Source organism: Chryseobacterium aahli (genome assembly GCF_022699665.1).
GTDB lineage: Bacteria > Bacteroidota > Bacteroidia > Flavobacteriales > Weeksellaceae > Chryseobacterium > Chryseobacterium aahli.
The window spans coordinates 198599-211990 of record NZ_JALDNB010000008.1; the positions used below are offsets into that span (position 1 = coordinate 198599).

At 34.1% G+C, this 13392-nt stretch carries 15 protein-coding genes and 1 pseudogene; 11 read left to right on the plus strand and 5 right to left on the minus strand.

Annotated features, from left to right (window positions below; all coding sequences use genetic code 11):
* Positions 1-30 precede the first annotated feature (30 nt).
* The gene (locus MQX03_RS13875) at positions 31-339 is read left to right on the plus strand and encodes a DUF3467 domain-containing protein (RefSeq protein WP_073291426.1); all 309 of its coding nucleotides are present in this window, start codon (positions 31-33) and stop codon (positions 337-339) included.
* A gap of 99 nt (positions 340-438) precedes the next feature.
* Here the strand turns inward: MQX03_RS13875 and MQX03_RS13880 are convergent, their stop codons facing one another.
* A complete protein-coding gene (locus MQX03_RS13880) occupies positions 439-1266 on the minus strand; it encodes a hypothetical protein (RefSeq protein ID WP_242803776.1) in 828 nt (275 codons plus the stop codon).
* Between the two features lie 154 nt (positions 1267-1420).
* On the opposite strand from MQX03_RS13880, the pseudogene MQX03_RS20545 reads away from it, so the two are divergent.
* From MQX03_RS20545 to MQX03_RS13910, 7 genes and pseudogenes are all read left to right on the plus strand, one after another.
* Positions 1421-1528, plus strand: a pseudogene (locus tag MQX03_RS20545) (DUF3467 domain-containing protein); the annotation flags it as partial.
* A 316-nt stretch (positions 1529-1844) separates the two neighbouring features.
* Positions 1845-2495, plus strand: coding sequence for a Crp/Fnr family transcriptional regulator (locus MQX03_RS13885; protein WP_242803777.1), 651 nt, complete (start codon positions 1845-1847; stop codon positions 2493-2495).
* 122 nt (positions 2496-2617) lie between these two features.
* Positions 2618-3460 (plus strand): DUF5777 family beta-barrel protein, encoded by an 843-nt coding sequence (locus tag MQX03_RS13890; RefSeq protein ID WP_242803778.1) that lies wholly within the window; start codon positions 2618-2620, stop codon positions 3458-3460.
* A gap of 1 nt (position 3461) precedes the next feature.
* On the plus strand, positions 3462-3812 hold the full coding sequence (locus MQX03_RS13895) for a c-type cytochrome (protein ID WP_242803780.1): 351 nt from the start codon (positions 3462-3464) through the stop codon (positions 3810-3812).
* A gap of 13 nt (positions 3813-3825) precedes the next feature.
* A complete protein-coding gene (locus MQX03_RS13900) occupies positions 3826-4371 on the plus strand; it encodes a YceI family protein (RefSeq protein WP_242803782.1) in 546 nt (181 codons plus the stop codon).
* Positions 4368-4895, plus strand: a complete 528-nt coding sequence (locus MQX03_RS13905) for an ankyrin repeat domain-containing protein (protein ID WP_242803783.1) — start codon at positions 4368-4370, stop codon at positions 4893-4895. The genes MQX03_RS13900 and MQX03_RS13905 overlap by 4 nt, the downstream gene beginning before the upstream one ends.
* 3 nt (positions 4896-4898) lie before the next feature.
* Positions 4899-5687: a T9SS type A sorting domain-containing protein gene (locus MQX03_RS13910; protein ID WP_242803784.1), complete on the plus strand. Its 789-nt coding sequence runs from the start codon at positions 4899-4901 to the stop codon at positions 5685-5687.
* A gap of 27 nt (positions 5688-5714) precedes the next feature.
* On the opposite strand, the gene MQX03_RS13915 is transcribed toward MQX03_RS13910, so the two are convergent.
* Entirely contained in the window at positions 5715-6137 is a 423-nt protein-coding gene (locus tag MQX03_RS13915; RefSeq protein WP_242803785.1) for a hypothetical protein, read from the minus strand.
* Between the two features lie 85 nt (positions 6138-6222).
* On the opposite strand from MQX03_RS13915, the gene MQX03_RS13920 reads away from it, so the two are divergent.
* Positions 6223-7500, plus strand: a complete 1278-nt coding sequence (locus MQX03_RS13920; RefSeq protein ID WP_242803786.1) for an alkaline phosphatase family protein — start codon at positions 6223-6225, stop codon at positions 7498-7500.
* Between the two features lie 110 nt (positions 7501-7610).
* Here MQX03_RS13920 and MQX03_RS13925 read toward each other — a convergent pair whose 3' ends face one another.
* Positions 7611-8495: an SDR family oxidoreductase gene (locus tag MQX03_RS13925; protein WP_242803787.1), complete on the minus strand. Its 885-nt coding sequence runs from the start codon at positions 8493-8495 to the stop codon at positions 7611-7613.
* Positions 8496-8588: 93 nt separating this feature from the next.
* On the opposite strand from MQX03_RS13925, the gene MQX03_RS13930 reads away from it, so the two are divergent.
* Positions 8589-8951, plus strand: a complete 363-nt coding sequence (locus MQX03_RS13930; RefSeq protein WP_242803788.1) for a winged helix-turn-helix transcriptional regulator — start codon at positions 8589-8591, stop codon at positions 8949-8951.
* A gap of 252 nt (positions 8952-9203) precedes the next feature.
* Here the strand turns inward: MQX03_RS13930 and MQX03_RS13935 are convergent, their stop codons facing one another.
* Positions 9204-10256, minus strand: coding sequence for an NAD(P)-dependent alcohol dehydrogenase (locus tag MQX03_RS13935; protein ID WP_242803789.1), 1053 nt, complete (start codon positions 10254-10256; stop codon positions 9204-9206).
* Between the two features lie 225 nt (positions 10257-10481).
* Here MQX03_RS13935 and MQX03_RS13940 point away from each other — a divergent pair, with 225 nt between their 5' ends.
* The gene (locus tag MQX03_RS13940) at positions 10482-11804 is read left to right on the plus strand and encodes a carboxylesterase family protein (RefSeq protein ID WP_242803791.1); all 1323 of its coding nucleotides are present in this window, start codon (positions 10482-10484) and stop codon (positions 11802-11804) included.
* Between the two features lie 98 nt (positions 11805-11902).
* On the opposite strand, the gene MQX03_RS13945 is transcribed toward MQX03_RS13940, so the two are convergent.
* A complete protein-coding gene (locus MQX03_RS13945) occupies positions 11903-13375 on the minus strand; it encodes an alpha-amylase (protein ID WP_242803793.1) in 1473 nt (490 codons plus the stop codon).
* Positions 13376-13392 lie beyond the last annotated feature (17 nt).

Here is a 13392-nt window from a genome sequence, read left to right on the forward strand (position 1 = left end):
TTTTTTAAACATAAAACATAAACAAAAATAATGGACAACCAAAATCAAAACCAAGATCCAAACAACATTAACATTCAACTAAACGAAATGGTAGCTTCAGGGGTTTATTGTAACCTTGCTTTAGTAAACCATTCTCCATCAGAGTTTGTAGTAGATTTCATCCAGCTTATGCCGGGTGTACAGCAAGCGAACGTGCGTTCAAGAGTAATTCTTGCTCCACTTCACGCTAAAAGAGTTCTTACAGCTCTTCAGCAAAATATCACAAACTACGAGCAGCAGTTCGGAGAAATCAAAGAAGTTGAGCCTTTCGTATTAGGTGGAAACAACGTACAAGCGTAAGGTTTTCTCAAAATATATAAGAATGCCCCAGCGAAAGTTGGGGCATTTTTATTTGGTTTATATTATAAAATTCCTTTGCTATGCAAAGCTAAGAGACTTTTAATTCGGATACACTCCAAAAACTACAATATTTGGATCAGAAAACATTTTTACTTGATAATTATTGCCACCGTAACTAAAAGGAATTACAGACCCAAAAGATGTTAGATCATCTGTTACAACAATTTCTTTTGAGTTATTTTCTGAAATCAGCTCTCTGGTAAAATTAGTATCATATCCTACATGTGACCAATTGGAAGGAAGTGTGCCAAATGATCCAATGCCTGATGGAAATCCAGAATTTACATAACCATTAGCAACAGGATTATTACCTGCATCAAGTATTTCATATCTCATATAATATATTTTTCCGGCTTTGTAAAGTAATTCTAATTCTTCGGCAGTAGCTCCGGAAGCGCTGAAGCTAAAAGCAATGTTTTGAGGAAAGATATTTGGTCCTAAACCAGAAATTGGAAAATGTCCTATCATAGAATCAACACCAAAACCATTTGAAGCAATTGGTAGTATTAATTCGTCTGAAGCAATTGTATTGCCATATTTTAAATTTGAATGGTAGAGTAATGGATATTGACCACTATCCAAATTAAATCCCATATAATCAGGGTAGTGCGGACTACTATCATCAATATAAGCTAAGCCTACATAAGCTTTAATTTTGATTTGAAACGGAGTGGAATGCTCAAACTTATAAATGACATCTTTACCAACCCCAGCAATATCATACGGAGATTCATATGCCAGTTGAGGATCAATAGTTTTTGAAGAATTTCCTGTTGGTTTCGTTTCATTATCACGTAAAATATCAGTTTCTGATGTGCTACAAGACAAGAGTAATACACTTACTAAAAGTACAATTGTTTTTTTCATAATATTTTGATTTAAAATCAAATATATAAAAAATAAATAATAACCCATTATATAGTGATAAAATAAACGAAAATAAATAATTCAATGTAATGTTAGTATGTGTGTTTATAATTTAATAAATTAAATTAAATGCAAGATTGTTTTTAATAAATTTAGAGTTATTGCGGTTCTTCAGCAAAACACCATAAACTACGAGCAGCAGTTCGGAGAAATCAAAAAAGTTGAGCCTTTCGTTTTAGGTGGAAACAACGTACAAGCGTAAGGTTTTCTCAAAATATATAAGAATGCACCAGCGAAAGTTACAGCATTTTTTTTACAAAATTTATGCATAGTATTTATTTGGGCGCCTAATTTCATCCGGAATTTATCCTGAGCTGTATCGAAGGGCTTCCGCTTTTTTACAAGGACGTAATATTCTCTTTCTTTCATTTTCAGTTAAAATTTTCATGTTATCAAACTTATTTTCATAGTCCAAAAGTGAATTATTAAGAATGATTAAAAATAATAGATTGATAAAAATAAATGTAACTAACAATATTTCAATTTTATACCTTTGTTTTAAGTTTCAGATAAAATATATGTTGAAGAATCAATTTATTATTAACAAATTCGGATTTTTGGGTGCTGATTTCTTAAAAGATCTCAACAAGCATGGAATCATCAGCAATGTAAAAGCTAAAACTGAATTAGCCAGTGAAGGGCAGAAGAATAAATTTGTTCCGTTTCTTATCAAAGGTTCAATCAGAGTATTTTCATTAAATGACGGAAGAGAGTTGATTTACTATTACGTAAGAGAAAACGATAGCTGTATGATGACATTTTCCTCTATTTTTTCTGATTATGTAAGCCGTATTTATGCAGTTGCAGAAGAAGATTCTGAGGTTTTATTGATTCCGGTTTCTGTAATGCATGATTGGTTGTTACAGTTTCCTGCAATAAACAAATTATTTTATCAGGAATATGATAGACGGTTTTCTGACGTCATGAATATGGTGAATGAAGCGGTATTTCACAAGCTCGATAAAAGAATCCTAAGCTATATAAAACAACAGATATTGTTGACTGGTAACAATCCCATCAAGCTTACCCATCGGGAAATTGCTGTCAATCTTGGTACGTCAAGAGAAGTGGTAAGCAGAGTGATGAAAAAAATTGAAAACGAAGGTGAGATTTCTCAAAGTAAGCAGGGCATCAGAATAGTGCAGCCTGAAAATGTTAGCCAGTTCTAATAAATTTGTTTTAATGATTTTATAAAGCTGATTGATAAAAACAATATCGTCGGTGACTTTTGTCACACACTTTTAAAAATTTTAGTCGATAAGTTTGTTGTATCAATTTTAATTAAAATTATATGACAAAAACTCTATTATTTTTGTCGATGATTTCTTCAGTTCTTGCCTATTCACAGGAAGATCTGCTGAAAGATATTGACACCATTTCAACAACCAACTCAACTTCGCCGCCGGCTTTCAAAGCACTTCAAATCGTTACCGGACAATCAACCAAACTCACTGCAAAAAATGAGTGGTATGTGGTTATTGCGCACCGTTTTGGAGATGTAAGTGAGGGTTTTAAAAACTTTTTTGGTCTGGATGATGCTTCTACCAAGCTTGGAGTAATTTACGGTGTAACAGACGGAATTTCATTAAGTCTTTCAAGGGAAACCAACATGAAAACTTTTGAATTCGGAGCAAAATACAAGCTTCTGAAACAAAATGATGACGTACCCGTAGATCTTGTAGGGTATAATGTAATGGCATTAAACACAGATTTGGATACCGAAACTTATCCGCATCTGAAGTTTGGCGATCGGCTTTCTTATCTTACACAAGCTCTTATTTCCAGAAGGTTTAATGAGAATTTTTCTTTACAGCTGACGCCGTCTTATGTTCATAAAAATCTTTATGAGCCGAGCATTGAAAACAACAATCAATTCTTAACCGGATTAGGAGGACGATACAAGATTTCCAAAAGAATCTCGATCAATGCAGAGTATTTTGTGAATTTTGACAATCACAGTTTCTATAAAAATCCATTATCATTAGGAATGGATATTGAAACAGGAGGTCACGTTTTTCAGCTGTTGTTCAGCAATTCTCAACTGAATTCTGATATTGGTTATCTGACAAACGCTACCGGAAAGTGGGAGAAAGGACAGATTTTCTTTGGGTTTAATCTTTACAGAGTATTTTAAAATGAAAAAAATAATTTACATAACCAGTCTTATTCTTTTCATTACCTCTTGTGAAAGCAGAACCTATGAAGAGATTTCTGACAATACGCCAATCGCAGAAACTGTAAGATATCAAACCGACATCAAACCGATTATCGATGCCAACTGTACAGTTTGTCATTCTGCTGGAGGATCAGCTTCTTTTCAGCCATTGACAAATTATAATCAGGTAAAAACGAATATTGACAACATCATTAACCGAATTCAAAGACCCAATGGAGATCCTTTAAAAATGCCTCAGGGCGGTTCTCTGTCTCAAAATCAGATTAATCTTTTCGTAAAATGGAAAGCTGATGGTCTTATTGAAAATTAAAAAAGAATTGAATATGAAAAATGTAGTATTAATCATGTTTTCGTTATTGTTCAGTAATCTTGTTTTGGCTCAAAAATACAGCTCAAAAACAGGAAAAGTAACGTTTGAAGCTTCTGTACCTTTATTCGAAGATGTATCTGCGCAGGATAATAGCAATACTGTAATTCTCAATGCTGATACGGGCGAAATGGCATCGGTTTCTGTGGTGAAAAACTTTCAGTTTACGGTAAAACTGATGCAGGAACATTTCAATGAAAGCTATGCTGAAACCGCAAAATATCCGAAAACAACTTTCAAAGGTAAAATTCAGGGTTTTGATAAGTCTAAATTAAATGCTAATCCACAGAAGTATACGGTTCAGGGAACACTGAATTTTCATGGTGTAGATAAAGTAGTTTCTTCAATTGCAACTATGTCCATGAAAGACGGGAAAATCTATATGCAGGGTGGTTTTGTCGCAAAACCGGCAGACTTTAAAGTTACTGTTCCAAAAATGGTGATGAAAAAAGTAGCTGAAAACGTAAATGTAGAATACAATTATACCCTTGTAAAACAATGAGAAAATTAATTTTATTTACAGTATTCTTCTTGAGTTTATCTTTTATATCAGCTCAGGAAAAAGCAAAATCAGTTTTTGATATCGCAAGAAGTGGTACACTTGAAGAACTAAAAGTTTTAATGAAGAAAAATCCCGATGTCATCAATGAGATCAATGAGCAGAAGTATTCTCCTCTTATTTTAGCCTGTTATCGTGGGAATATGGAAGTAGTTGATTTTCTTATAGATAGTGTAAAGGATATCAATTACAATTCTCCAATGGGTACTGCGCTGATGGGAGTAGTATTCAAAGGTGATTTGAAATTAGCTCAAAAATTATTAGACAATAAATCTGATATTAATAAAGCAGATTCTCAAGGCACAACCCCTCTTATTTTTGCTGTAAAATTAGGAAATGTTGATATGGTAAAACTTCTTATAAAATATAAGGCAGAAAAAAGTATAATAGATAAAGAAGGAAAAACAGCTTTTGAATATGCTGTATTTTCAAAAAATCAAGAACTTATAAACCAACTAAAAAAATAAAATATGAAAAAAATTGTAATTCTTTCACTCTCATTAATCAGTTTTTTGAACTTTGCTCAACAAAAAACTACCGGAGATATTACATTATCTCCTAATAATGGTGTTATGGCAAATTTCACTTTAGATAATACAACTTCTAAAGTAACTCTTTTGCTTAAAGGTCCTTCAGACAGATGGTTTGGATTGGGAATTGGTGTAAATGCTGGTTTCAGTATGTCTTCAGGTGATGCATTAGTTTACTCTGCGGTAACCTCCCCAATGCTCACAGATAGGAGTTTTACAGGATTGCAACAACCCCCTGTTGACACTGTACAAGATTGGACAATTGTAAGTGATAATGTTGTTGCAGGAATAAGAACTGTAACTTTAACCAGAAACTTAACGACTTCTGATACTAATGATTTTCAGCTTCCTTATGCAACAACCAATTCAATAAGTATTGCTGGTGTAAGACCTCCCAGCGCAACTACTACAGTTGCTCCACATGGTGGAACCGCTAACGTAGGATATGCTACTGCTTCTTTTACGGCTGTATTGGGTGTAGATGAATTGAATGCTTTAGAAAAAAACAAAGTAAAGCTTTACCCAAATCCTGCAAAAGAAACCGTAAGTTTCAAAAATGCTGATAAAATAAAATCTATCGACATTTACGAATCTACAGGGAGAAAAGTAAGATCAGTAAAATTAGAAGGCGACAACATCAATCTTGCTGATCTTAAATCCGGAAGTTATTACTTTGAAATCACTTTAAAAGATGGAAGCCTGACCTTCGAAAAATTAATTAAAGAATAAAATGAAGCCACTGAAAAGTGGCTTTTTTTATTCGCATATATAATCTCTATCAATCAGTACTTTATTTCTAAAATAAAATCTTGCATAGCATTTATCTGAGTTATTTTGAATATTATTATCACAATATGAATTAAAGAAATAAGTAAAAATTTCAGTGGTAGAACTATCTTCTTCAATCATATTAGGTTTTCCGAATATCATTTTAAAATCTGGTAGATTTGAATTTGTAAGATTATATTTTTTGATTAGATCTTCTGAATAATCATTATTTCTTTTATTTAAACATCCTAAAGAATCTTTAATCCAATCATTATCCATTTCTCTTGTGTTAGTATATTTTTTGTTATCCTTATTACAGCTTAGGAATAAAAGAAAGATAGATAAAATTGTAATTATTTTCACGTTTAATTTCTTTGAAGTTAAAGTTAAAAGTTTTTTGTTTGAATTCATTCTAAAATATCCTCTTAATGTTTTTTTAACGTGCGAAACTTTTCTGTGAAATTTTCGGAGATTACCTTTGCACAAATTCTTTATAATGAAAAAAATATTGGCATTTTTAATGCTGATTGTTTCGCTGACAATATACGCTCAAAAAGGAATAGCCGATACTGCACAAATTATCATTCCCAATAGGTTCAACAATGCTGAAGCACAGTCAAAACCTTACGTGATTATGATTTCCGCAGACGGTTTCAGATCTGATTATGCTAAAAAATACAATGCCCAAAATCTTTTAAAATATTCAGGTCAGGGAATTCAGGCTAAGGCGATGATTCCTAGTTATCCGAGCATCACTTTTCCGAATCACTGGAGTCTGATTACCGGATTATATCCTGCTCATCATGGCTTGGTTGATAATTTCTTTTACGACTACAAATTGCAGAAGAATTACGCCATGAACAAAAAAGAAATCGTGGAAGACGGAAGCTGGTACGGTGGAACTCCACTTTGGGCGTTGGCTGAAAAACAAGGAATGATCAGCGCATCCATGCAGTGGGTAGGTTCTGCTAGTGAAGCTGGTAGAAAAAGACCCACCTATTATTATCCCTATCACGAAAAATTTACACCTTTAGAAAAAGTAGATAAAGTCATCAATTGGTTGAAATTACCTGAAGATAAAAGACCGCATTTTATTTCAATGTATTTTCCTGAAGTAGACGGAGCAGGACATCATTTTGGTCCGGAAGCGAATGAAACTAAAACTGCAGTTCAGTTGGTTGATGTTGCAATTGGAAATTTAGTGGAAAAAGTAAATCAATTGGGTTTAAAAAATGTCAATTTCATTTTCGTTTCAGATCATGGGATGATTCAGGTTGACGGTGGAAATCCTTTAGAAATTCCTGAGATGTTTTTTGATAAAAAAAGATTTGATTTTTACAATTCCCAGACTTTGTTTAGAGTGTATGTGAAAAATCCTACAAAAGTAAAAACTGTTTTTAAAGAATTGAAAACTAATAAAACAAATGACTATGAAGTTTATTTAGATAAAAAATTACCTAAATATCTTCATTTTGCCACGAGAGATGATCGATACAATAGGATAGGGCAGATTCTTCTGATTCCGAAAGCTCCAAAAGTATTTTTAGAAAAAGATCAGAAAACCTCTTTAGGAAAACACGGCTATGATCCAAAATTGGTTCCCGAAATGAAAGCTACATTTTTTGCATGGGGATCTGAGTTTAAAAATAATTTAATCATCAATGAATTTTCTAATGTAAATGTTTATCCGTTGGTCGCTGAGATTTTAGATTTAAAATTGGAAAACAAAATCGATGGAAAGCTGAAAGTATTAAAAGTAACTTTAAAAAAATAAAAGTCCCAACGGGACGATCTAACAAAGGATAGGATAAAATCCTATCAAATATATTACATTAAAAAAGCAGTATCGGCGGGCCTTTGGCCCGCCGATACTGCTTTCAAACATCAATAATTAAATAGATCAGCAAACTCTTTTGCAAATTCCTCCAATTTAATCTCACCCTCAACATAAGAACCATGCTCTATAAAATCTTTCTGAACGACACCCGTTCTTATTCCCAATCCCATTTCCGTATACAATTCAGCCATTTCCTGTGGAACACCTGCCTGAATCATTCCGGTGAGAGATTCTTCATCTTTAAATTCGACCCACGGAAGTTCAGGTTTTCCGATTGCGCTACCAAAAGCTTTTGTTAAATCTGAAGCCGAGCGAACATCACTCACAATGTATCTCACATTTTTTCCTTCAAAATTTTTAACTAATTCTTCAGCCGCAGCTTTGGCGATATCAGTAGGATGAACTAATGGAACTTGTGTGTTTTCAGGATAATTGGCTCCAATAATTCCCGCATTTTTAATCAAAGGAATATCATTGAAGAAATTAATGTAAAAATATCCTGCTCTTAAAAAGGTGACAGAAGTATTTTCTAAGTCATTGTAAAACTTTTCAATAAAATATAGTCCTTTAATTGGACCATTATCTACCGGAGATTCTACACCAATACTGCTCAACATAACAATTCTTTTTACGCCTGTCTGCTTTATTGCCTCAGCATAATTTCTTCCTGCACTGATTGTGTTTTCAATAATGTTAATTCCGCCCATATTTGGAGGAGTCATCAGAAATGCTGCATCTGCTCCTTCAAAAGTTTTAATTAAGAAATCTAAGTCAGTAATCGAACCGATCGCTGCTTTTGCTCCTAAAGATTCAATTTCGCTCTTCTTAGTTTCGTTACTGCTGACAACAGTGATTTCGTGACCTTCTGTAATTAATTGCTGAGCTAATGGTTTTGCGACGTTCCCTAGAGAACCTGTAATAATAATTTTCATAAGTAAATATTTATTTTTTGTTATTGTTATTTCTGAGAACAAAGGTATATTTGTACTTACTTTTATACAAGTACTTACCCTAAAGTATGTAATATGACAGCCATTAAAGAAAGTTCTACCATTCAACAGAATAAAAAATATGCACTTGATCTTTGTCCAGTCACCTACGTGATGGAAAAAATAGGTGGATTCTGGAAACCCATTATTTTGTATCATCTTTCCAACGGAGATAAAAGGTACAGTGAACTGAAACGAGCCATTCCTGCAGTAACAGAAAAAATGCTGATTCAACATTTAAAGCAATTGGAAAACGATGGATTGGTAATAAGAATTGCTAAACCCATTGTTCCGCCTCACGTTACTTACAATTTGAGCGAATCTGGTAAAGGGTTGATACCTGTCATTCATTCGATGGCAGAATGGGCATTCAAAGAAATGGAGAGAGATAAATTATAAGAATTACAATTCCCCTTCTCTGAAGGGGTGGATTTTTGCAAAAGCAAAAAGACGGGGTAATTAAAAATACATTCTGGAAATCACTTCAATTAATCAATGTATCTCATATAATCATCAATAGGAATGGACTTCAGACCATTTTTAAATGTAAGTCAATCAATTTACGTTTTAGCCAAAACCTAAAAATACTTTTCTTCAAAAAAAGACTCTCCAAAAAATGAAGAGTCTTAGTTTATAAATAAGAATTGAAAATTACAGAGACTGCATATCAATCACAAAACGATACCTCACGTCGCTTTTCAGCATTCTTTCGTAAGCTTCGTTGATTTCCTGCATTTTGATGATTTCAATTTCAGAAACGATGTTGTGTTCTCCACAGAAATCAAGCATCTCTTGAGTTTCAGCAATACCACCGATGACAGATCCTGCAACAGATTTTCTTCCCATAATCATCGGAACTGTATTGATAATATTTTCCAGACCACCTAAATATCCGACCAAAACATGAGTGCCGTTAATATTTAATGTCGAAATGTAAGGATTCACATCATGATCATAAGGGACAGTATCGATGATCACATCAAATTTTCCTGCTACAGCTTTCATCTGCTCTTTATCTGTAGAAATGACAACGTGATCTGCACCCAACTGTTTTGCATCCTCAGATTTTCCCGGAGTTCTTGAAAATAAAGTAACTTCAGCACCCAAACCTTTTGCAAGCTTAATTGCCATGTGTCCCAAACCGCCTAAACCTACAACCGCAACTTTAGAATTTGGACCCACGTTCCAATGTTTCAAAGGTGACCAGGTTGTAATTCCGGCGCAAAGAAGTGGTGCAACGGCAGCTAAATCTAAGTTTTCTGGAATTCTTAACACGTGATCAGCATCTACAACGACTTTTTGAGAATATCCACCGAAAGTATGACCTCCCAAATGCTCATCTTTACCGTTATAAGTTCCTACAAAGCCGGTTTGGCAGTATTGTTCAAGATCTTGTTTGCAGCTTTCACATGTTCCGCAAGAATCTACGATACAACCAACTCCTGCTAAATCTCCAACTTTGAATTTAGAAACTTCACTTCCTACTTTTGTAATTCTCCCAACAATCTCATGTCCGGGAACGGCAGGATATTTTGTTCCGCCCCAATCGTTTCTTGCCGTGTGAAGATCTGAGTGACAAACACCACAAAACAGAATCTCTATTTCTACGTCTTTTGGTGTGGCTTCTCTTCTTTCAATATTCATTTCTTTAAGGTCGGCTTCCTTAGATTCCGTACCGTAAGCTTTTACTGAGTATGTGTTCATTTTTTAATTTTAAGTTATTCTTCTTTATGCAAAAATCGGGACTTTTTAAGAAATATCACTTATATATATTACTGAATCAGATACCATTTTTACTGATGCTGATCTTTTTTATTTAAAGTAAATTTTACAATGATTCGTTTTTATAAAAACAAGGTTAAAATATAATTAAAAAGGTTGCTTTTTTAGTTAAACAATCATATTTTTAAATATAAATTCATTGTACTAATGAAATCTCAGCAGAATATTGAAACGCATACTTTTCATACACCATTTGGAGAAATTTTAGCCTTGAAACAGGACGGAATCATTAAAGCCAAAAACATCCGTTATGCTTATTCTGAAAGGTTTAAAAAACCAATTGCAGCAGAGCCATCAGATTCTGAAATTCTTTTTCCTGAAAAAACTCCTGTTTGTCCGCAAAACATCAGTCCGCTTTTAGAGAAAATGATTGGCAAAACCAATTTGGATGATTTTGAAGTGGATGAGTCGCCACAATTTATCTCGGTTTTACGTCCTGAAAATTTTAATGAAAAATTGCCAGTTATCGTATGGATTCACGGTGGTTCTTACGAAATTGGCTGTGGAGATATAGCGACCGCAGATCCTACAGATTGGGTGAAAGAACAAAATTTAATTGTTGTCACCGTTTCATATCGCTTAGGAATCTTTGGATTTTTAGGTGGAACAAAAGAAAGACCAGCTAATTTAGGATTGTTCGATATCATCGAAGGTTTGAAATGGATTAAAATAAACATCCCGAGTTTTGGTGGTGATGCAGAAAATATTACACTTTTCGGACAGTCTTCCGGAGGTGATGCAATTGCTCATCTTATGGCATCTGAAGGAATTGGAAATTTATTTAAAAGAGTCATTATTCACAGTGCGCCTTTAGGTTTGAGGCAAAATAGAAGTAAAATGTCTGCAGAATTTTTAGATAATACTAAAAGTTTCGATGAAAAATCAGATGTTTTAGAGATCATAGAAAACTACAAAAATAATCTCCCGTCGTTTATAAAATATGGTTTGAAAGCTGCAATGCCATTTGGAACTCAGTATGGTTTTCCACCTTTGTGTAATGAAAGTGAAGTCGAAGAAAAATGGAAACAAAATGCTAAAAATATCGATGTTTTAATTGGCTTAAATGATGAAGAAACTTCGTTTTACCTAAAAGCTTCAGACAGTTTAAATAAATATCTCCCCAAAAGAATCATCAATAAAGCAATCCGGACGACCACAGAAATCATCTACGGAAAACCGGCAAATGATTTTGTTGAAAATTACGCTGAAGCCGGAGGAAATGTATATTTATTCCGCATTCATCCACGCCTGACCGAAAATTATTTTATGGGAGCACACGCCGTTGATCTTCCCTTCGTTTTCGGAAATGAATCTGCCTGGAAAAACGCAGGAATTTTAAAAAATATTCCTTGGAAATATATTGATGAAAACGGTAAAAAATTAAGAAAACTTTGGGCAGAGTTTGCCCAAAGCGGTAGGATATCTAATAATTCTGAAAGACCTGAGATTTTAGTTCTCCGAAAGATTTAGTTTAATATCAAACGCAAATAATACGAATGTTTTTCACAAATAGCACAAAATAAATTTATGAAATTCGTGCAAAAATCTGTGTCATTTGTGTTTAAAATCTATTCTGGAATCCAGACACTCACATTTCCGGCAGGTACAGGGAAATTCCCCCAACCGTTTTCATCAATAGTTACCTTATCTTCAAATCTTCCAAGAAAATCATAAAAAGTTTTACCGATATATTTTTTACCCATTTCCATTGGCTTTTCGTAAGCGTCTTTATTGCTCAACACAACAGCGCAACCTTGATGTTCATCATCGCCTTCACGAGTCCAGCCTAGACAATTGGCGTCTTCAAAATAGTCTCTCTGAATTCCGTAGGCATTTTCTTTTCTGGCTTTCAAAAGCTCTTCGATACCGTCTACTTTATCTAAAAATATTTCCTGCTCGTTTCCTTCACGGTCATTATCTTTATAGCTTGCGCTATACAAATCCGGATAAAACACACATGGATATCCATTTTCTCTAAGCAAAATCAGGGCATAAGCCAAAGGTTTAAACCAGGTTTCAACAGGTGCTTCCAAATCCTGTAAAGGTTGAGTGTCATGATTATCTACAATGCTTACAGAATGCAAAGGGTCTGATGCCGTTAGTGTCTCATCAAAAATTCTTCGCAAATCATAAGAACCGCCTTCGTTGGATGCTGTATGGAAATTATTGTGAAGCGAGCTGTCAAACAGACTCATGCAGCCTTCAGTTGCTTCAATATATTTTTGGAGTAAATTCAGTTGTCCGGGAGCCCAGTATTCTCCGACCGCAAAAATGTTTTTACCGGAGTTTGTGCGCAACATCGTCAACCATTCTTTATAAAAATCAAAAGAAATATGTTTTAAGGCATCTAATCTTACACCGTCAAAATCGGTTTGGTCAAAATACCATTTTGCCCAAGTATTCAGCTCTTCTCGTACGTGAGGATTTCTGTGTTCAACATCGTTAAACATTAGATAATCATAGTTTCCTTTTTCATCATCGATCATTTCTTCCCAGTCATTTCCGTATTCAGACTGTATTTTGTAGATGTGAGAATCTTTTCCTTCAGCATAATCTACGCCGCTGAAACAGGTGAAATTCCACTCAAATTCCGAATATTTTTTGCCTCTTCCGGGAAAAGTAAATTTTGTGTACGACTGAATATCTGAAAACTCTGAAATGATTTTTTCACGATTATTTTCGTCTACTTTTGCTGCTTTAAAGGTTTCAAGCTCGTCACCGCCGGCTTTGTGACCTAAAACAATGTCAACGATGACTTGTATGTTTTCTTTTTTTAATGCCTTAATTGAGTTGATGTAATCCTGTTTGGTTCCGTATTTTGTAGGGATGCTGTTTTTTTGGTCAAATTCACCCAGATCATAAAGATCATACGCATCATATCCTACAGAATATCCTCCGTTTGTACCTTTATAAGCTGGTGGAAACCATACTGAAGTGATGCCTAATTCTGATAAATGTTTTGCCTCTTTTTCGGCATGTTTCCATAGCACCCCGTCTCCGTTACTGTACCAGTGGAAAAATTGAATCATTGTCTGGTTCATAGTTTATTGTATTTGGT

What these genes read in the sequence shown, in the direction of transcription:
- MQX03_RS13915 (WP_242803785.1), bottom strand. Translation starts at nt 6,137, where the DNA reads ATGAATTCAAACAAAAAACTTTTAACTTTAACTTCAAAGAAATTAAAC.
- MQX03_RS13925 (WP_242803787.1), bottom strand. Translation starts at nt 8,495, where the DNA reads ATGAAAATTATTATTACAGGTTCTCTAGGGAACGTCGCAAAACCATTA.
- MQX03_RS13935 (WP_242803789.1), bottom strand. Translation starts at nt 10,256, where the DNA reads ATGAACACATACTCAGTAAAAGCTTACGGTACGGAATCTAAGGAAGCC.
- MQX03_RS13885 (WP_242803777.1), top strand. Translation starts at nt 1,845, where the DNA reads ATGTTGAAGAATCAATTTATTATTAACAAATTCGGATTTTTGGGTGCT.
- MQX03_RS13880 (WP_242803776.1), bottom strand. Translation starts at nt 1,266, where the DNA reads ATGAAAAAAACAATTGTACTTTTAGTAAGTGTATTACTCTTGTCTTGT.
- MQX03_RS13890 (WP_242803778.1), top strand. Translation starts at nt 2,618, where the DNA reads ATGACAAAAACTCTATTATTTTTGTCGATGATTTCTTCAGTTCTTGCC.
- MQX03_RS13900 (WP_242803782.1), top strand. Translation starts at nt 3,826, where the DNA reads ATGAAAAATGTAGTATTAATCATGTTTTCGTTATTGTTCAGTAATCTT.
- MQX03_RS13940 (WP_242803791.1), top strand. Translation starts at nt 10,482, where the DNA reads ATGAAATCTCAGCAGAATATTGAAACGCATACTTTTCATACACCATTT.
- MQX03_RS13920 (WP_242803786.1), top strand. Translation starts at nt 6,223, where the DNA reads ATGAAAAAAATATTGGCATTTTTAATGCTGATTGTTTCGCTGACAATA.
- MQX03_RS13875 (WP_073291426.1), top strand. Translation starts at nt 31, where the DNA reads ATGGACAACCAAAATCAAAACCAAGATCCAAACAACATTAACATTCAA.
- MQX03_RS13910 (WP_242803784.1), top strand. Translation starts at nt 4,899, where the DNA reads ATGAAAAAAATTGTAATTCTTTCACTCTCATTAATCAGTTTTTTGAAC.
- MQX03_RS13905 (WP_242803783.1), top strand. Translation starts at nt 4,368, where the DNA reads ATGAGAAAATTAATTTTATTTACAGTATTCTTCTTGAGTTTATCTTTT.
- MQX03_RS13895 (WP_242803780.1), top strand. Translation starts at nt 3,462, where the DNA reads ATGAAAAAAATAATTTACATAACCAGTCTTATTCTTTTCATTACCTCT.
- MQX03_RS13930 (WP_242803788.1), top strand. Translation starts at nt 8,589, where the DNA reads ATGACAGCCATTAAAGAAAGTTCTACCATTCAACAGAATAAAAAATAT.
- MQX03_RS13945 (WP_242803793.1), bottom strand. Translation starts at nt 13,375, where the DNA reads ATGAACCAGACAATGATTCAATTTTTCCACTGGTACAGTAACGGAGAC.